Raw genomic sequence first — 17,553 nt, forward strand, 5'->3', positions numbered from 1 at the left:
CAAGCAATGCATGCCGCCGAACACGTTGTTGACCATCTTTTTCGTTCTTACGATCGGCGTGAATGGCGATCCGAGGAGTGGTGATGTTCGTGCGAACCATGGAGACACTGGCCGGCGGCGAGTGGACCGGATCCGAGACGTGGGTGGACGTGTTCGACCCGGTGGACGTGCGGCAGCCGGTGGTCCGGGTTCCGGCGCTCACCGCCGAGCGGGTCACCGGGATCTACGACGCGGCGGCGGCCGGCTTCGCCGTCTGGAAGCGCACCCCCGCCCTGGCCCGGGCCAAGATCCTGGCCAAGGCCGCGTCGCTGCTGCGGGTGCGGGCCGCGGAGATCGCCCTCGGCGTGGTCACCGAGAACGGCAAGACCCTGGCCGAGGCCCGGGTCGAGGTGGAGAAGGCCGCCGACTTCTTCGAGTACTACGCCGGGCACGCCCGCGAGGCGTACGGATCGCTGGTCCACGACGTGCGGCCGGACACCCGCACCTCGTTCCAGCGGGAGCCGATCGGCGTGGTCCTGGCCATCACTCCCTGGAACGATCCGCTGATCACCCCGGCCCGCAAGCTGGCGCCGGCACTGGCCGCGGGTAACGCCGTCGTCCTCAAGCCCGCGTCCGAGACGCCCACCTCCGCGCTCTATCTGGCCCGCGCGCTGCACGACGCGGGACTGCCGGCCGGCGTGCTCAACGTCGTCACCGGGCGCACCTCGGAGATCTCCGACGCCCTGCTCGACGATCCGCGGATCGCGGCGCTCACCTTCACCGGCAGCAACGAGGTGGGGGAGGGGCTGCGAGCCCGGATCGCGCCGCGCAACGTGCGGTTCCAGGCCGAGTTGGGCGGGAAGAACGCTTCCGTGGTGCTCGCCGGGGCCGACCTCGCCGCCGCCGCCACCGCCGTGGTGGCCGCGGCGTTCGCGCAGGCGGGCCAGCGCTGCACGGCCACCAGCCGGGTGCTGGTCGACCGGACCGTCCACGACGCCTTCCTGGCCGTCCTGAGGGAGAAGGTCGCGGCGCTGCGGCTGGGCCCGGGGCAGGACGCCGCGACCGATGTCGGCCCGCTGGTCAGCCGCAACCAGCAGGACGGGGTGCTCGGGCACATCGGGGCCGCGGTCAAGCAGGGTGCCCGGGTCGAGTTGGGCGGCGACGCCCCGGCCGGGGACCTCGCCAACGGCTGCTACGTGAACCCGACGATCCTGGCCGACGTCACCGGCGAGATGGACATCTGGCGCGACGAGGTGTTCGGGCCGGTCGTCGCCCTCCGCGCGTTCGACGGGCTCGACGGGGCGATCGCGCTGGTCAACGACTCGCCCTACGGCCTGGCCGCCGCGCTGTTCAGCGACAGTCTCGAGGCCGCCTACCGGTTCGCCGACGAGGTCGAGTGCGGGCAGATCGCGGTCAACACCACCACCTCCGGCTGGGACGTGCACCATCCGTTCGGCGGCTTCAAGGACTCCGGCTCCGCGTTCAAGGAGCAGGGCACCGAGGCGCTGCACTTCTACACCCGGGTCAAGTCCGTCGCCATCCACTTCGGCCGATGACCACCGTCGGGATCGTCGGCGCCGGCATCGTCGGACTCGCCATCGGCCGGGAACTCACCCGGCGGCGACCGGGCACCCGGGTCGTGGTGCTGGAGAAGGAGGATCGGGTCGCGGTTCATCAGACCGGGCACAACTCGGGGGTCGTGCACGCCGGGATCTACTACCGGCCGGGAAGCCTCAAGGCCCTGCTGTGTACGCGCGGCGGCGCGATGCTGCGGGAGTACTGCAACGAGCGGAACCTGCCGTACGACGAGTGCGGGAAGCTGGTCGTCGCGGTCACCCCGGACGACGTGACCCGGCTGGACGCGCTCGCCGCCCGGGCCGGGATCAACCTGGTGCCGGGTTTGCGGCGGGTCGGGCCGGACGAGATCCGTGACCTGGAACCGCACGCCACCGGGCTCGCCGCGCTGTATTCGCCGAAGACGGCCATCACCGACTACGTCGCGATCGCGCGATCGTTCGCCGACGACATCGTGGCGGCCGGCGGAGAGGTCCGGTTCAACTTTCCGGTCGCCCGGGTCAGCGGGCTCACCGTCTCGTCGCCGGCCGGCTCGCTCACCGTCGACGAGCTGATCATCTGCGCCGGCATCCAGAGCGACCTGGTCGCCGGGCTGGCCGGGGACACCGCCGAACCGCGGATCATTCCGTTCCGCGGGGAGTACATGCGGGTCGTCCCGGCGAAGACCCACATGGTTCGGGGGCTCATCTATCCCGTACCCGATCCTCGTTATCCGTTTCTGGGGGTTCATTTCACCCGGCGGGTGGACGGCTCGGTCGAGGTCGGGCCGAACGCGGTGCTGGCCACCGCGCGGGAAGGCTATCGGCTCGGCGATTTCTCGCTGCGCGATGTCGGCGGGATCGCCGGCTGGCCCGGCACCTGGAAGATGGCCGGAAAGCATTGGCGCACCGGGATACGCGAGATGTACGGCTCGTTCTCCAAGAGCGCCTACATGAAAGCGGCCCGTCGCTACGTGCCGGAGATCGGCGCCGGCGACGTCGTCCGGGCCGGGGCCGGCGTGCGCGCCCAGGCCCTGGACCGGGACGGCAGCCTCGTCGACGACTTCCGCATTCATCGCCTCGGGGCGGTCACCGCCGTACGCAATGCGCCGTCCCCGGCCGCGACTTCCAGCATGGCCATCGCCGAGCACGTGGTGAATGTGCTCGACGGCCGGTAAGCCTCACTTTCGTGCAACAACCGCTTGCACGCCAGAGACTTCTTGGCCGCTGTTCCTCCATTTAGCGTCGAAATTCAACCGGCCGAACCCGCCGGCAGAGGAAGGAAGAGCCCATGTTCGTCGTCGACTCCCAGGTGCACATCTGGAAGGAGGAGACCCCGGACCGTCCGTGGGTCCCCGGTGCCCGCGAGCGGATCCGCCTCAACGGCCACCGGGAGGACCCGTTCAGCTACGAGGAATGCCTCCAGCTGATGGACGAGGCCGGCGTCAACCGGGCGCTGATCCTTCCGCCGTCGTGGGAGGGCAACCGGATCGACTACGCCCTGGAGGCCTGCGAGGCGTACCCGGAACGCTTCGGGATCATGGCGCGCATCCCGCAGAACAAGCCCGAGGAGGGTACGGCGATGCTGCGCGACTTCGCCCAGAACCCCTACATCAAGGGCACTCGCCTGACGTTCCACCGGCCGCAGGACCGCAACTGGATGATCGACGGCACCAACGACTGGTACTGGCCGATCGCCGAGGAACTGAACATCCCCACCATGGTGCACGCGCCGGTGTGGAAGGCCGAACTCGGCCAGATCGCCGGACGCCACCCCGGCCTGAAGATCATCATTGACCACATGGGCATCATGGCTCGCTGCGTCGACGACGCCATCGGCTACTGGGTGCAGGAGACCGCCGACCTCTACGAGCACCCCAACATCTACGTCAAGGTCTCGGCCCTGCCCGGCTATTCGACCCAGCCCTTCCCCAACCTCAACATCGAGAAGTACGTGCGGGAAATGGTCGACAAGATGGGGCCGGAGCGCTGCTTCTGGGGCACCGACATCACCCGGCTGCTCGGCCACGGTCTCAGCTACGTCGAGACCATCGAGCAGTTCACCAAGCACTTCGACTTCACCCCCGAGGAGCTGGAGTGGATTATGGGCCGGGGCATCTGCGAGTGCCTGGACTGGCCCGTTGCTGATCCGGCTACGGCCGAGCCGGCGAAGTGACCACCGGTACGGACGGCGGCGACGCCGTCATCGACGCCCTGGCCGCGGCGGGGGCCGACTACGTCTTCTCCTCGCCCGGCTCGGAGTGGGCGCCGGTGTGGGAGTCGATCGCCCGGCGGCACCGCGACGGCCTGCCGTGCCCCTCGTACATCGATCTCACCCACGAGACCGTGGCCGTGGGCATGGCCACCGGCTACGGCCTGGTCACGCGCCGCGGCCAGGGTGTGCTGCTGCACGCCGGGCCCGGGCTGCTCCAGGGCTCGGTGGCCATCCACGGCGCGCTGCTGGCCGGCGTGCCGATGGTCGTCGCGTCGTCCGAGTCGACGACCTACGGCGACGGTCCGGGTCCCGACCCGGGCGGGCAGTGGTACCGCAATCTGTCCGTCGTCGGCGGACCGCACGTGCTGGCCGCGCCGTTCACCAAGTGGGCCAACCAGGCGGCCAGCGTGCACACGCTGCCGACCATGGTCACCCGGGCGATGGAGCTGGCATCGCGGGCACCGGCCGGTCCGGTCTACCTGAACATCCCCCTCGAAGTGCTGCTCGACCCGTGGGAATCCGAGCCGGTGCACCCGGTCGCGCCGCGCGGTGCCACCGTCAGCTCCCCGGCGGACATCGCCGCGGTCGCCGAGCTGATTCGCGGCGCCACCAACCCGGTGATCGTCACCGAGACGGTCGGCCGGGAGGAGGGCGGGATGGACGCGCTCGTCGACTTCGCCACCGCGTTCGGGATCCCGGTCGTCGAACCCAACTCGGCGGTGTGCGCGAACTTCCCCCGCGACCACGTGCTGCACGCCGGCGGCGATCTCGAGCCGTGGGTCGACGCGGCCGACCTGATCCTGCTGGTGAACTGCCGGGCGCCGTTCTACCCGCCGTCCCGGAAACCGGCCCGCGCCCGGATCGTGGTGATCGACGACGTACCGCAGCGGCCGCACATCGTCTACCAGGTGCTGCGCGCCGACGCGTACCTCGAAGGGTCTGTTCCCGCGACGCTGCGTGAGCTGGCCGCCCAGGCCGGCCCGGCACCCACCCGGCCCGGAGTGGCCGACCACCACGCGATCGAGCTGGCGGCGGTCCGCGCCGCCGAGTCGCGCGCCCTCTCCGCCGAGGCGATCGACCCCGTGCGGGTCGTGGCCGCCCTGCGGGAGCTGGCCGACGACGCGGTGTACGTCGACGAGACCATCACGCACAGCCGGGTCGTCCAGCGGCACCTGCGGCTCTCCCGGCCGGACACCTACTTCTACGTGCAGGGCGGGCTCGGCCAGGGCATCGCCGTGGCGCTCGGGGTGAAGCTGGCCGTGCCGGACCGGCCGGTCGTGCTGACCATCGGCGACGGCGCGTTCCTCTACAACCCGGTCATCCCCTCCCTGTCCGCCGCCCGGGAGAACGGGCTGCCGCTGCTCATCGTGGTCTTCAACAACCACGAGTACCGCTCGATGAAGATGAACCACCTGCGCTTCTACCCGCAGGGCGCGGCCGTGCAGACCGGCGAGTTCCTCGGCAACGACCTGTCCGGCCAGCCGTCGCTCTCGTCGTTCGCCGAACCGTTCGGCATGCACGGTGAGACCGTCACCACCGCCGCCGAGCTGGCCCCCGCACTCGACCGGGCGCTCAAGTCCGTGCGCACCGGCACCACCGCGATCGTCGACGTCCACGTCTCGCGCTGACCTCCCCCTGGAGAACCACCGATGCCCGTAGTGATCCCGGCTCCCGAGCTGCGTGACTTCGTCACGGCCCTGTTCACCTCCGCCGTCCCCGACCCCGCCCACGCCGCCACGATCACCGAGGTCCTGCTGTGGGCCAGCCTGCGCGGCGTCGACTCGCACGGCGTCGCCCGGGTGCCCCGCTACCTGGAACTTCTCGACTCCGGCGAGGCCAACGCGACGCCGGTGCTGAGCTTCACCGGCAGCGCCGCGGGGGTCGCCGTGCTGGACGCCGACCGGGCGCCCGGCCCGGTCGCGCTGACCGCCGCCGCCGCCGAGGCGATCAGCCGCGCGCGGGCCGGGGGCATCGGCGCGGTCGGCGTCCGCCGCACCGTCCACACCGGCGCGATCGGCTACTACACGTCGCAGATCGCCGCCGAGGGACTGATCGGCATCGCGTTCGTGGCCGGCATGCCCAACATGAGCTACCCCGGCGTCACCGGGGCCGCGGTCGCCACCAGCCCGCTCGCCATCTCGGTGCCGGCCGCTCCCGGCCGGCCGCCGGTGCTGCTGGACATGGCCACCGCCGGCATCGCGCTCGGCAAGATCGCCCAGTACCGCAACGCCGGCCGCCAGCTCCCCGAGGGCGTGGCGGCGACCGCCGACGGCACCCCGACCACGGACCCGGCGCTGGCCAAGATGCCGTTGCCGCTGGGCGGGGCCAAGGGCGCCGGCATGTCACTGGTGTTCGAGCTGCTCACCAGCGTCCTGGTAGGCGCGCCGATCGTGTCGTCGTTCCATTCCGACGACCCGCAGGGCCGCGTCCACCGCCAGAACGCCCTGATCATCGCCCTCGACCCGGCCGCCTTCGGCGACCCCGTCTCGTTCGTCGAGGCGGTCACCGCGACCCTCGACACCCTGCACGGCCTCCCGAAGGCCGCGGAGGACGACATCCGCTACCCCGGCGAGCACAGCGCCGGCGTGGCCGCATCCCGAGCCGCGAACGGCATCCCGGTCAACCCGAAGGTGTGGGCCGAACTAGAGCTCGCAGCCGACAAGTTCGGCGTCGCCCTTCCTGCACCGGCACGTTGAGGGGTCAAGGGTCAGAGGAAGTCACGCCAGAACGGCACGGTCGCGATCGGGTTCCAGCCCTGATCTGTCCTGTCCATACCCGGGCCGCCGAACTCCTGATGGATGTAGTCGACCAGTTCCGTGCCGTAGTAGATGATGTCGGTCTGCACGATCGACAGGACCGGGTGCCCGGCGGTTCCGCGCCCGCCGGGCAGGAACCGATGTCCGTAGATGGGTACCAGCCGTGGCGCCTGCGCCAGTTTCACCCGTGCTTTCTCCAACGCCTCGTCCCGGCCCGCCGGGCGATCGCCCCAGGTGTCGTGCCACACCGCGTTGTGTTCCACGTCGAAGAGCACGCCCTCGGCCGGCAAATCCAGGCGCTCGCGAATGGCGCCGGGACTGCCGTCGCGCCACTCCGGCCAGGGCCTGTCCCACGCATAGGAGACGCCCTCCTCCGGCTCGAACGGGACATTCACCGGCAGCCCCGCCGCAAGGAACGCCCGGTGGTCATCGGCGAACTCAAAGCCGTACGTCCTCTCGATGCGGTCGAACTCCGCATCCGTCAAGCCCGGCGCAATCTCGCAACACCCGGTCCGCGCGAGCCGACGCGCCGCCTCCCGGCCCAGTCGGGCCCCTTCACCAGCTTTGATCACGCCGGCACGATATTGCTTCGGGCCGGCCGGGATAAACCAATATCCTGCTGCCGTGACCGGCTGTGCGGCGCGTCCGCTGCTTTTCCTCGACGTTGACGGACCCCTCATTCCGTTCGGTGGGACACCGGAGCAATACCCCACTTGGGAGATGGGCGCTGAACCACGACAGGCCGGCTCGAATCCACTTCTGGGCAGGATCAATCCCGGACACGGACCCCGGTTGACGGCGCTACGGTGCGATCTGGTCTGGGCCACGACCTGGATGGACGATGCGAACGAGGACATCGCGCCGCGGATCGGCCTGCCGCGGCTGGCAGTGGTGATCTGGCCGGAGCCGACCGACATCGACGAGCAGGACGAGCGGAGCGGGCTGCACTGGAAGACCCGTGCCCTCGTCGATTGGGCAGGAGGCCGCCCTTTCGCCTGGGTCGACGACGAAATCACGGACACCGACCGAGCTTGGGTTTCAGCACACCATCCAGGACGCGCCCTGCTTCGTCGCGTCGACCCCCGTCGGGGCCTCACCGATGCTGACTACGTCGCACTCGAGGACTGGCTGCACACTCGGCAAGTCGACGCGTCCGGTGTGACGGGCGTGTGACTGTCTCTTCCGTACGCTGGGCCGGTGAGAGTCCTGGTGGTGGAGGACCATGCCCGGCTCGCCGAATCGGTGGCGCGGGTGCTGCGGCGCGAAGGCATGGCGGTCGACGTCGCGTACGACGGGAGCGCGGCGCTCGACCGCACCGCCGAGACCGACTACGACGTGGTCGTCCTGGACCGTGACCTGCCGGGCGTGCCCGGCGACGAGGTGTGCCGGCGGCTGATGCGGGAACCGTTGCGCACCCGGGTGCTCATGCTGACCGCGGCCGCCACCATCGCCGACCGGGTGCAGGGCCTCACCATCGGTGCGGACGACTACCTGCCCAAACCGTTCGCCTATCCCGAGCTGGTGGCCCGCATCCGGGCCCTCGGCCGCCGCGCCCAGCCGGCTGTCCCGCCCATCCTGGAACACGGCGACCTGACCCTCGACGCGGCGCGCCGGGTCGCCACCCGGGCCGGGACGCGGCTCGCGCTCAACCCCAAGGAGCTGGGCGTGCTGGAGTGCCTGCTGGCCGCCCGGGGCCGGGTGGTCTCCGCCGAGGAGCTGCTGGAGCGGGTGTGGGATTCCGCCGCCGACCCGTTCACCAACACGGTGAAGACCACCATGAACCGGCTGCGCGCGAAGCTGGGTGATCCGCCGGTGATCGAGACGGTCGCCCGCGCCGGCTACCGGATCCCGGCATGACGGTCCGGCTGCGCCTCACCCTCCTCTACGGTCTGCTGTTCCTGTTCTCCGGTGCCGTCCTGCTGGCCATCACCTACCTGCTGGTGGCGCACGGCGGCGCGAGCGTCCTGATGTCCTCGGCCAGCACGACCCCGACCGGGCAGACCGCCACCACCTATCTCGTGGGTGGCCTGCCGGACGGCGGGCAACTGCCCGCGGCGGAACAGCGGGTCACCGAGGTGCTCCAGCAGATGGCCGCCCAGCAGAAGGCCGACTTCCTGCATCAACTGCTGGCCAAGTCCGGGCTGGCACTCGCCGTCATGGCGGTCGTCTCGGCCGTTCTCGGCTGGCTGATGGCCGGGCGGGTGCTGCGGCCGGTGCGGACCATGGCGACCAGCATCCAGCGGATCTCGGCGCGCAACGCGCACGAGCGGCTGGCTCTCGCCGGGCCGCGCGACGAGTTCAAGAACCTGGCCGACACCGTCGACGGGCTGCTCGGCCGGTTGTCGGCGGCGCTCGACTCGCACCGGCGGTTCGTCGCCAACGCCGCTCACGAGCTGCGCACCCCGCTGACCCTGGAACGCGCCCTGCTGGAGGAGACCGTCCTCGACCCGGACGCGACGGCCGCCGACTTCCGGGCCCAGTTCGCGGAACTCATGGTGGTGAGTGACCAGCAGGCCCGGCTCCTCGACGCGCTGCTCGTACTGGCGACCAGCGAGCGTGGCCTCGACCGGCGGGAGAGCATCGACCTGGCCGAGCTGACCGGTGAGGTGTTGCGGGCCGCCGGACCGCGGACGACCGGGCTGACCGTCGTGGCCGACCTCCGGCCCGCCCGGGTCACCGGCGACCCGGCCCTCGTCCAGCGTCTGGTGGCCAACCTGATCGACAACGCGGCCGGCTACAACGTGCCGGGCGGGCGGATCGAGGTGGCCACCGGCGACGGTGCCCTCTCGGTGACCAACACCGGGCCCGCGGTGCCGCCGGAGATGGTGGACCGGCTGCTCAGCCCGTTCCAGCGGCTCGAACGGACCGGCGACGACGGCCACCACGGGCTCGGACTGTCCATCGTGCAAGCCATTGCGGTGGCCCATTCCGCCGAATTGACCGTACGCGCCCGGCCGGCCGGTGGGCTCGCGATCGGTGTGTCCTTCCTGTGACCGGTCGAAGCGTAGAACAATACCCATGCCGATATCTACGAAAGTGTTTCTCCCTGCCATTCTGCTCGGTTTCCTGATCGCCGGATGCGGCCATGACGCCGCGGCCGGTCCGGACGGCGACGCCGACCTCCAGCAGTCCCTCGCGTACGCGGATTGCATGCGGTCCAGCGGCGTCCCGAACTTCCCTGATCCGGTGGGCAACGGAAACGGAGTCGAGGTCAGCGTCCCGAAGGGAGTCGACGAGGCTGATCTGGCCAAGGCCGAGGAAGCCTGCCGGGACAAGCTCCCGCAGGGCGTGGCCGAAGACCAGGACGGCGGCGGCGTCGACTCGGCCGAGCTCGCCGACTGGACGAAATGTATGCGCGCGAAACTGCCGACTTTCCCGGACCCGACGGTCAGTGGAAATACCATCACCGTCACCCTGAAAGGGACCGGGATCAGGAGTGACTCCGCCGAATACGAAAAGGCCCGGAAGTCCTGCGAATCGCATTCCCCGGGCGGTTCCCTGCGGACGGTGGGCGAACAGTGAGAAAGCGCCGATGGCTGATCTTGCCGGCCGTGACGGTATGCCTGGGCGCCGGGCTGTGCGGCTGTCGCGACGCCGGCCCGGCGAGCGTCGCACCCACCGCCGCCCCGGCCACCACCACGGTGGAGCGGCGGACCCTGACCCGCGGCGAGAAGGTCGGTGGCACCCTGGGCTTCGGCCCGGCGTTCCCGGTGCCGGCCGCGCCGGGCGGCGGCGGCCTGATCACCTGGCTGCCCGCCGAGGGTGCCGTCGTCGAGCGCGGTGACACCGTCTACCGGGTCGACCAGGTGCGGGTTCCGCTGCTCTACGGGTCGATCCCGGCCTACCGGACACTGTCGGCCGGCAGCGAGGGCGACGACGTGGAACAGCTCGAACGCAACCTCGCCGCCCTCGGCTACACCGGGTTCACGGTCGACGACGACTACACCGCGGCCACCGCCGACGCGGTGCGCCGGTGGCAGAAAGATCTGGGCCGGGGCCGGACCGGTGTGGTGCGGGCGGGCGACGCCGTGGTGGCGGCGGGGGCCCGTCGCGTCGCGGCGGTCACCGGCCTGCCGGGCACCGCCGCGGCCGGGATCCTGCTCAGGTGGACCGGCACCACCCGGGTCGTCGACGTCGACCTGGACCTCGACTACGCCGACCTGGTCAAGCCGGGCGCCGCCGCGACCGTCGAACTGCCGGACGGCAGCACGGTGCCGGCCCGGGTCACCCGCATCGGCGCACCAGCGGCCAAGACCCTGCCGGTCGAGCTGAGCGTGCCGGAGGGGAAGAACCTCGGCAAGGTCTCCGTCACGATCACCACCGAGACCCGGCGGGACGTTCTCGCCGTACCCGTCAATGCCCTGGTCGCCCGGCCCGGCGGCGGCTACGCCGTGGTGGCCGGCACCGGCACCCTGCCGGTAACCACCGGGATGTTCGCCGACGGCTACGTCGAGGTGTCGGGCGTCAGCGAGGGCCTCACGGTGGGGGTTCCGCGATGACCGATCCGATCGTCCACCTCGCCGGGGTGTCCAAACGGTACGGCGACGTGGCGGCGCTGCGCGACGTCGACCTGGTCGTCGAGCGGGGTGAGCTGCTCGCGGTCGTCGGGCCGTCCGGCTCGGGCAAGTCCACCCTGCTCAACATCATGGGCACGCTCGACCGCCCGACGTCCGGAACCCTGCGCGTCGACGGCTGCGACGTCGGCTCGCTCACCGACCGGGAGGTCTCCGCCCTGCGCGCCCGCACCATCGGTTTCGTGTTCCAGCAGTTCCACCTCGCGCGCGGGGTGCCGGCGCTCGACATCGTCGCGGACGGCCTGCTCTACAGCGGCAGACCGCGCGGTTACCGCCGGAGCGCGGCCGAGGCGGCGCTGCGCCGGGTCGGTCTCGGCCACCGGCTGTCGCACCGGGCGCACCAGCTCTCCGGCGGCGAGCAGCAGCGGGTGGCGATCGCCCGGGCGGTCCTCGGCGACCCGCCGCTGCTGATGGCCGACGAACCCACCGGCAACCTCGACTCGCACGCCGGCGCGGTCGTCATGGACCTGCTTCGCGAGCTGCGGGCCGGCGGCACCACGGTCGTGATCATCACGCACGACCGGGACATCGCGGCCGCGCTGCCCCGCGAGGTCCGGATCCGGGACGGCCGGCTGTGAGGCCCGCTCGGTTGTCGCCGCCGGACGTCGTACGCGTAGCCGGTTTCGGTCTTCGTTCCCGTCCGTTGCGGGTGGTCCTTTCGGCGCTGGGCATCGCGATCGGGATCGCGGCGATGGTCGGCGTGGTCGGCATCTCCGCGTCATCCACCCACGAGCTCGACCGGCGGCTCAGCGCGTTCGGCACCAACCTGCTGACCGTCGCGCCCGGCGAGTCGGTCGGCGGCCGGAGCGCGCACCTGCCGGGCACCGCGCTCGGCATGATCGCGGCGATGCCGGGCGTCGAGACGGTCTCCGCCGTCGGCCGCACCGGCGCCCGGGTCTACCGCAACGACCACCTGCCGGCCGAGCAGACCGGCGGCATCACCGTCTTCGCGGCCCGGGTCGACCTGCCGGCGGTGGCCGGGATCCGGCTGACCTCGGGGGCCTGGCTCACCGAGGCGACCGCGAGTTTCCCGGCCGTGGTGCTGGGCCGGGCGGCGGCGGAGCACCTCGCGGTGTTCCGGACCGGCCCGGACGAGCTGGTCTGGCTCGGCGGCCGCTGGTTCACCGTGGTGGGCGTCCTGGCCGCGAACGACCTGATCACCGATCTGGACTACGGCGCGTTCGTCGGCTGGCCGGAGGCGTCGGCCGAGCTGGCCTTCGACGGCCGGCCGACCACGATCTACACCCGCGCTCGCGAGGACGCCGTGACGACCGTGCAGCCGCTGCTCGGCGCCACCGCCAACCCGGAGGACCCGGGCGAGGTCGACGTCTCCCGGCCGTCCGACATCCTCGCCGCCCGGCAGGAGACGTCGCAGACGCTGGGCGCCCTGCTGCTCGGCCTGGGCGTGGTGGCGCTGCTGGTCGGCGGGATCGGGGTGGCCAACACGATGGTCATCTCGGTGCTGGAACGTCGCTCGGAGATCGGGCTGCGCCGCGCTCTCGGCGCCACCCGGGGCCAGATCCGCACCCAGTTCCTGTCCGAGGCGCTGCTGCTCTCGCTGCTCGGCGGGGCCGGCGGGGTGGTGCTCGGGATCGGCGTCACGGCGGTCTTCGCCACCGTCCAGTCGTGGACGACGGTGGTGCCGCCGTGGGCAATGGCCGGCGGCATCGGCGCCACCCTGGTGATCGGCGGGATCTCCGGTTTCTATCCGGCGGTGCGGGCCGCCCGGATGTCACCCACCGAGGCCCTCGCCACCGGGTAGGACGTCGCGGGCGATCCACCCGGGCGTGTCGAAGCGGATGGGCACCGCGCCCACCAGGTCGGCCAGGTGCTTCTCGAGCTGTTCCAGCTCGGTGGTGCCGATCTGCCGGGCCCACCGGGCGCGGAGCTCCTCGAAGATCGCCTCGCCGGTGCGCAGCACCTCGAAGCCGAGGTCGGTGACCTGGAGGCGTTTGCGTCGCGCGTCGCGCGGGTCGGTGGCGCCGGCCACCCACCCGCGCTCCTCCAGTACGGCGATGGTCTTCGCCGCGGACTGCTTGGCGATCGACAGGCGGCGGGCCAGCTCGGCGGCGGTGTCGGCGCCGTCGGCGATGGCCCGCATCGCGAAGTCGTGCACCGGCCGAACGTCCTCGTGGCCGCGCCGGGCCAACTCGGCGGTCGCGGCGTCCACGAGCGTGCGGAAGCCGCCGAGCAGCAGCAATGCGAGATCAGCACCCGAGCGAGCCATGGAGGCAGGCTACCGCCCTGGGCAAAAGACAGCCTGGCTGTCTATAATTGGACAGCCAGGCTGTCGAATTGAGGAGCGTCATGATCACTCACCACCGCGCCGAGGTCAACGGAACGTCCCTGCACTACGTCTCGGCCGGGTCGAGCGGCTCGCCGATCCTGCTGGTGCACGGCTTCCCCGAGACCTGGTACACGTTCCACAAGCTGATCCCGCTGCTCGCCGAGCACCACCGGGTCTTCGCCGTCGACCTGCGCGGCTTCGGCGACTCCGCCCCGGGCAGCGCCGACAGCGCGACCGCGGCCGAGGACCTGCACCGGCTGATCGAGCACCTCGGGGCCGGCCCGGTCCACCTGACCGGGCAGGACATCACCGGGACGACGGTCTTCCGGCTGGCCGCCGGCCATCCGGAGGACGTGCTCACCCTCACCGCGATCGAGACGGGCCTCGCCGGGTACGGCGTGGAGGCGCTCGCCGACGTCACCCACGGCGGGGCCTGGCACATCGGGGTGCTCGCCGCCCCGGGCGTGCCCGAGATGCTGCTGGCCGGCCGGGAGAAGGAGTTCCTGGGGAAGTACGCCTTCCCGGCCCTGACCGCGACCCCCGGGGCGATCACCGACGCCGACATCGAGGAGTTCGCGCGCACCTACTCGCGGCCGGACGGCTGGGCCGGCGCGGCGGGCCTCTACCGGTCGATGCTGAGGGAGGGCGACGAGATCAAGGCGCTGGGCGCGCTGCAGACGCCGGTGCTGGCGGTCGGCGGTGGCGGCGGCACGTTCACCGCCGACATCATGTCCCGGGCGGCGGCCTCCGAGATCAGCTCGGTGGTGCTGGACGGGGTGGGGCACTACGTCGCGATGGAGGCGCCCGGCCGGTTGGCCGACGCCATCCTCGGGTTCATCCGCGACCTGGAAAAGAACTGACGCAGGGTCAGGCGCGGCGGAGCCGAGACGTGACCGTCGTGCGGGAGTAGGTGACGGTGGCCTCGAGGCCGGCCGGGGCCACCACGGTGCCGAACCGGCCCGAGATCCGGCGGGCGCGCAGCACGGTCAGGTCGCGGCCGGCGTCGCCGTGGATCTCGAGGACGCTGCGCGTGCCGAGGACGGCGTCGCCGCGCACCTCGATCAGCTCGCCCCGGCAGCGGGACGACACGGTGACCGCGAGGGTGCCGGCCGGCTGCCGGTAGTCGCCGCCGAGGTGCAGCGGCTCCGCGACCCGCAGCGTGCCGCCGGCGACCACCACCTCGCCGCGGCCGAGTGCCGAGGACGATCCGGCGGCCAGCGTGCCGCCGGCCAGCGTGGTGCCACCCCGGTAGGAGTTGTCGCCGGTCAGGGCCAGCGTGCCGGTGCCGGTCTTGACCAGGCCGCCACGGCCGGCGATGTCGTTGCGCCAGGTGTCGGCGGCGGCGAAACCACCGGTCGCCGCATCCAACGAGACGGCGACGTCCCGGTCGAAGGCGCCGTAACCGTCGGCCGCGGCGAACAGGTTCAGCCGGCCCCAGTTCTCCGGGCCGTCCAGCAGCGGCCAGCCGGCGCCGAGAGCCGTGGTGCGCAGGACGTCGCGGCGCTGGGCGGCGGTCAGGTACGGCAGGCGGGTCTCGAGCAGTACCTCGGCGCCGGTCGGAACGGTCATCGGGGTGGTGGAGCGACCGCGCGGCAGGCCGTAGGTCAGCTTCGGGGTGACGATGCGCTCGTTGGCCGCCCGGGAGGCGTACGCGTCGGTGCCGCCGGCGGAAAGGGTGGCATCGAGATACGACCGGGCCTGGGCGCGGGCAGCGGCCTTCAGGGACGCGTTGGCCGGGTCGTTGAGGATCGCGGCGGCGAGCGCGGTGGCCAGGATACGGCCGCCGATCACGTCCACCGGCGAGTGCATGCCCGCGACGATGCGGGTCTCGGCCAGATCGAACGCCGCTGTCACCAGCTCCTGGAAACGTTCCGGGATGGCGTACGCGAACGCCAGCGCGGCCAGGTGGAAAGCGTTGGTGTGGCCGCTGGGGAAGCCGCCGTCGTCGGCCGGCGTGCTGCTGCGCTGGCGCAGCAGCTGCGGGACGACCCGGATCGGGGAGTCGTAGACCGGGAAGCCGAACTCATCCAGGACCCCGGTGTCGATGACCTCGCTGCGCTCGTTCATCCGCCACGGGCGCGGGTACTGGTAGGCGGCCTTGCTGGGATTTCCCGACGAGTACGAGCCACGCACGGTGTTGACCAGGGTGACCACCTGGCCGAGCGCGGAGGTGGGCGAGCCGGCACCGAGCGCGGACCCGGCGGGCGCGTCGGCGGGCACGGTGTCGTCGATCTTCGTGGCCGGAGTGCCGGCCGGGGCGGTGGTGATACCGGTGACGGCGAGCGAGCCGGCCCGGTAGGCGCCGGCGAGCGGCCCCAGTCCGGAGATCACGGCGTAGCTCTGGTGCTGCCGGTCCTGGATGAACGCGCGGGCCTCGTCGGCGGCGCTGCGGTGTGCGGTGACCCGCACGCAGTAGCGCAGGTTCGCGCGCAGCGTGGCCTCGTCGAGCACGGTGCCGGTGTTCCAGGCGGTGCCGGTCCGCCACAGCCGCTGCATGCCGGAGAGGGCCCGCACCGCCGCGTTGGTGTCGGCGGTCAGGTTGCCGGTGACATTCGTGCGGTAGTCGTCTACGAACGGCAGGGCGGTGGAAGCCATCGCCGGGCGACCGCTCAGAAGGGCGGGCGCGGCGGCGGAGGCGACGGCAGCGCGCAGAAGCGCACGGCGGCTGAGAACGGGCATGGGTGAATAGTTTTCAAATCGGAGGTCACGCCGGCGAACGCCCGTGGGTCGGGTTGTGAATCTTGAGAGAACGTGACCTTTTTTCACCTTGGAAGATAAGTCCAGGCCTTCTCATCGACGGGCATCGAACCCTACTGTCCGGTACATGTTGCGTATCCAGGCCGGCTCCGCCGCCGTCCTCCTGGCCCTCGCCGGCATCGCGGTCGTGGCCTCGCCGGCCGAAGCCGCCGCCGGCACCTTCACCGCCCTGACCTACAACGTCGCCGGGCTCCCGGAGGGCCTGTCCAGCGCGCCCACCCCTCGCGACACCGCGACGACCGCCATCGGGCAGCGGCTCGCCCCCTACGACGTCATCCACGTCCAGGAGGATTTCAACTACCACGCCGCCCTGTACGCGGCCGACAGCCACCCCTACCGCACCCCGACCAGCGGCGGCGCCGGGATCGGCAGCGGGCTGAACACGCTGTCCGACCGGGCCTACGACACCGACGACTTCGAGCGGGTCGGGTGGAACTCCTGCCAGCTCGACTCCGGCGACTGCCTGACCCCGAAGGGCTTCACCTTCATGCGGCAGCGGCTGGCCGAGGGCGTCTACGTGGACCTCTACAACATCCACACCAACGCCGGCACCAACCCGGGCGACCAGACCTCGCGGGCCGACAACCTCAACCAGCTCACCGCGTTCATCGCCGCGCACTCGGCGGGCAACGCGGTGATCGTGATGGGTGACTCGAACACCCGCTACACCCGGGCGGCGGACACCATCGCCGAGTTCACCGCCGCCAATGGCCTCACCGACGCCTGGGTGAAGGTCGAGCGCGGCGGCGGGCCGCCGGTCAAGGGCAGTGACGCGCTGGTCTGCGACGAGGCCGCGGTCACCGACACCTGCGAGGTGGTGGACAAGGTTCTCTACCGCGGCAGCAGGTTCATCACCCTCGACGCCACCGAATACCACAACGAGCACGCCGGTTTCCTGGAGGACGGCACCGGCCGGATGCTCAGCGACCACTTCCCGATCAGCACGAAGTTCAGCTGGTCGACGAATGCCGCCTTCGCGATGAGCGAGCAGTTCGGCGGGCCGCACGGGGGCTACTACACCGACATCGACCGGGTGCCGGCGGCCGGCCGGGCGAGTGCGGTCAGCCTGCGGGCCGGCAGCCGGGTCGACCAGGTCGGCCTGACCCTGAGCACCGGAGCCGTCCTGGCGCACGGCGGCACCGGCGGCACCGCGAGGTCGCTGACCCTGGGCAGCACCGAGTACGTCACCGCGGTCAAGCTGTGCCAGGGCAAGTACAGCAACACCACGCGGATCTTCTACGTCCAGTTCACCACCAGCACCGGCAACACCCTGGCCGGCGGCACCACCACCGCCGACTGTGTCACCCGCACCGCGCCCAGCGGCTGGCAGGTGGCCGGTTTCCAGGGCCGGGCCGGGGACGAGGTCGACAAGGCCGGTTTCATCTTCACCAAGAGGTAGCGCTCACGTCCGGTCCGTTCCCGCCGAACGGAC

Annotated in this window: 17 protein-coding genes; 14 read left to right on the plus strand and 3 right to left on the minus strand. The window is 71.6% G+C overall.

Going from position 1 to position 17,553, the window contains the following annotated elements; translation table 11 throughout:
• The first annotated feature begins 62 nt into the window (after positions 1–62).
• The 5 genes from Ato02nite_RS04995 to Ato02nite_RS05015 all read left to right on the plus strand — a co-directional run bounded on the left by Ato02nite_RS04995 (position 63) and on the right by Ato02nite_RS05015 (position 6,443).
• On the plus strand, positions 63–1,535 hold the full coding sequence (locus Ato02nite_RS04995) for an aldehyde dehydrogenase family protein (RefSeq protein WP_246606106.1): 1,473 nt from the start codon (positions 63–65) through the stop codon (positions 1,533–1,535).
• Positions 1,532–2,710 (plus strand): L-2-hydroxyglutarate dehydrogenase, encoded by a 1,179-nt coding sequence (gene lhgD, locus Ato02nite_RS05000; RefSeq protein WP_213005165.1) that lies wholly within the window; start codon positions 1,532–1,534, stop codon positions 2,708–2,710. Before Ato02nite_RS04995 ends, lhgD begins: the two co-directional genes overlap by 4 nt.
• A gap of 113 nt (positions 2,711–2,823) precedes the next feature.
• On the plus strand, positions 2,824–3,708 hold the full coding sequence (locus Ato02nite_RS05005; protein ID WP_213005166.1) for an amidohydrolase family protein: 885 nt from the start codon (positions 2,824–2,826) through the stop codon (positions 3,706–3,708).
• Positions 3,705–5,375 carry a thiamine pyrophosphate-dependent enzyme gene (locus Ato02nite_RS05010; protein ID WP_213005167.1) on the plus strand — a complete coding sequence of 557 codons (1,671 nt, stop codon included), beginning with the start codon at positions 3,705–3,707 and terminating at the stop codon, positions 5,373–5,375. Before Ato02nite_RS05005 ends, Ato02nite_RS05010 begins: the two co-directional genes overlap by 4 nt.
• Before the next feature lie 21 nt (positions 5,376–5,396).
• Entirely contained in the window at positions 5,397–6,443 is a 1,047-nt protein-coding gene (locus tag Ato02nite_RS05015; RefSeq protein ID WP_213005168.1) for an Ldh family oxidoreductase, read from the plus strand.
• A gap of 11 nt (positions 6,444–6,454) precedes the next feature.
• Here Ato02nite_RS05015 and Ato02nite_RS05020 read toward each other — a convergent pair whose 3' ends face one another.
• Positions 6,455–7,072, minus strand: coding sequence for a hypothetical protein (locus Ato02nite_RS05020; RefSeq protein WP_213005229.1), 618 nt, complete (start codon positions 7,070–7,072; stop codon positions 6,455–6,457).
• Positions 7,073–7,127: 55 nt separating this feature from the next.
• Here Ato02nite_RS05020 and Ato02nite_RS05025 point away from each other — a divergent pair, with 55 nt between their 5' ends.
• Genes Ato02nite_RS05025 through Ato02nite_RS05055 form a run of 7 tightly spaced genes read left to right on the plus strand, consistent with a single transcriptional unit; the run spans position 7,128 to position 12,839 of the window.
• A complete protein-coding gene (locus Ato02nite_RS05025) occupies positions 7,128–7,676 on the plus strand; it encodes an HAD domain-containing protein (RefSeq protein WP_246606109.1) in 549 nt (182 codons plus the stop codon).
• Positions 7,677–7,700: 24 nt separating this feature from the next.
• On the plus strand, positions 7,701–8,360 hold the full coding sequence (locus tag Ato02nite_RS05030) for a response regulator transcription factor (protein ID WP_213005170.1): 660 nt from the start codon (positions 7,701–7,703) through the stop codon (positions 8,358–8,360).
• Positions 8,357–9,496 (plus strand): sensor histidine kinase, encoded by a 1,140-nt coding sequence (locus Ato02nite_RS05035; protein ID WP_213005171.1) that lies wholly within the window; start codon positions 8,357–8,359, stop codon positions 9,494–9,496. The genes Ato02nite_RS05030 and Ato02nite_RS05035 overlap by 4 nt, the downstream gene beginning before the upstream one ends.
• Before the next feature lie 43 nt (positions 9,497–9,539).
• On the plus strand, positions 9,540–10,025 hold the full coding sequence (locus tag Ato02nite_RS05040; protein ID WP_213005172.1) for a hypothetical protein: 486 nt from the start codon (positions 9,540–9,542) through the stop codon (positions 10,023–10,025).
• Between the two features lie 29 nt (positions 10,026–10,054).
• Positions 10,055–11,002: a peptidoglycan-binding protein gene (locus Ato02nite_RS05045; RefSeq protein ID WP_246606112.1), complete on the plus strand. Its 948-nt coding sequence runs from the start codon at positions 10,055–10,057 to the stop codon at positions 11,000–11,002.
• Positions 10,999–11,655 (plus strand): ABC transporter ATP-binding protein, encoded by a 657-nt coding sequence (locus tag Ato02nite_RS05050; protein ID WP_213005174.1) that lies wholly within the window; start codon positions 10,999–11,001, stop codon positions 11,653–11,655. Before Ato02nite_RS05045 ends, Ato02nite_RS05050 begins: the two co-directional genes overlap by 4 nt.
• Complete coding sequence (locus Ato02nite_RS05055; protein ID WP_438873012.1) at positions 11,652–12,839, plus strand: ABC transporter permease; 1,188 nt, start codon at positions 11,652–11,654, stop codon at positions 12,837–12,839. Before Ato02nite_RS05050 ends, Ato02nite_RS05055 begins: the two co-directional genes overlap by 4 nt.
• Here Ato02nite_RS05055 and Ato02nite_RS05060 read toward each other — a convergent pair.
• Positions 12,810–13,304, minus strand: a complete 495-nt coding sequence (locus Ato02nite_RS05060; RefSeq protein WP_213005175.1) for a MarR family winged helix-turn-helix transcriptional regulator — start codon at positions 13,302–13,304, stop codon at positions 12,810–12,812. The two genes, Ato02nite_RS05055 and Ato02nite_RS05060, sit on opposite strands and share 30 nt — an antisense overlap.
• 80 nt (positions 13,305–13,384) lie before the next feature.
• On the opposite strand from Ato02nite_RS05060, the gene Ato02nite_RS05065 reads away from it, so the two are divergent.
• Entirely contained in the window at positions 13,385–14,224 is an 840-nt protein-coding gene (locus Ato02nite_RS05065) for an alpha/beta fold hydrolase (protein ID WP_213005176.1), read from the plus strand.
• Between the two features lie 7 nt (positions 14,225–14,231).
• On the opposite strand, the gene Ato02nite_RS52435 is transcribed toward Ato02nite_RS05065, so the two are convergent.
• On the minus strand, positions 14,232–16,043 hold the full coding sequence (locus Ato02nite_RS52435; RefSeq protein WP_281419690.1) for a phosphatase PAP2 family protein: 1,812 nt from the start codon (positions 16,041–16,043) through the stop codon (positions 14,232–14,234).
• 145 nt (positions 16,044–16,188) lie between these two features.
• On the opposite strand from Ato02nite_RS52435, the gene Ato02nite_RS05075 reads away from it, so the two are divergent.
• Positions 16,189–17,520: a jacalin-like lectin gene (locus Ato02nite_RS05075; RefSeq protein ID WP_213005177.1), complete on the plus strand. Its 1,332-nt coding sequence runs from the start codon at positions 16,189–16,191 to the stop codon at positions 17,518–17,520.
• Positions 17,521–17,553 lie beyond the last annotated feature (33 nt).

The organism is Paractinoplanes toevensis, from assembly GCF_018332695.1.
In the GTDB taxonomy this organism is placed as follows: domain Bacteria; phylum Actinomycetota; class Actinomycetes; order Mycobacteriales; family Micromonosporaceae; genus Actinoplanes; species Actinoplanes toevensis.

What these genes read in the sequence shown, in the direction of transcription:
- Ato02nite_RS04995 (WP_246606106.1), top strand. Translation starts at nt 63, where the DNA reads ATGGCGATCCGAGGAGTGGTGATGTTCGTGCGAACCATGGAGACACTG.
- lhgD (WP_213005165.1), top strand. Translation starts at nt 1,532, where the DNA reads ATGACCACCGTCGGGATCGTCGGCGCCGGCATCGTCGGACTCGCCATC.
- Ato02nite_RS05005 (WP_213005166.1), top strand. Translation starts at nt 2,824, where the DNA reads ATGTTCGTCGTCGACTCCCAGGTGCACATCTGGAAGGAGGAGACCCCG.
- Ato02nite_RS05015 (WP_213005168.1), top strand. Translation starts at nt 5,397, where the DNA reads ATGCCCGTAGTGATCCCGGCTCCCGAGCTGCGTGACTTCGTCACGGCC.
- Ato02nite_RS05035 (WP_213005171.1), top strand. Translation starts at nt 8,357, where the DNA reads ATGACGGTCCGGCTGCGCCTCACCCTCCTCTACGGTCTGCTGTTCCTG.
- Ato02nite_RS05050 (WP_213005174.1), top strand. Translation starts at nt 10,999, where the DNA reads ATGACCGATCCGATCGTCCACCTCGCCGGGGTGTCCAAACGGTACGGC.
- Ato02nite_RS05060 (WP_213005175.1), bottom strand. Translation starts at nt 13,304, where the DNA reads ATGGCTCGCTCGGGTGCTGATCTCGCATTGCTGCTGCTCGGCGGCTTC.
- Ato02nite_RS05065 (WP_213005176.1), top strand. Translation starts at nt 13,385, where the DNA reads ATGATCACTCACCACCGCGCCGAGGTCAACGGAACGTCCCTGCACTAC.
- Ato02nite_RS52435 (WP_281419690.1), bottom strand. Translation starts at nt 16,043, where the DNA reads ATGCCCGTTCTCAGCCGCCGTGCGCTTCTGCGCGCTGCCGTCGCCTCC.
- Ato02nite_RS05075 (WP_213005177.1), top strand. Translation starts at nt 16,189, where the DNA reads ATGTTGCGTATCCAGGCCGGCTCCGCCGCCGTCCTCCTGGCCCTCGCC.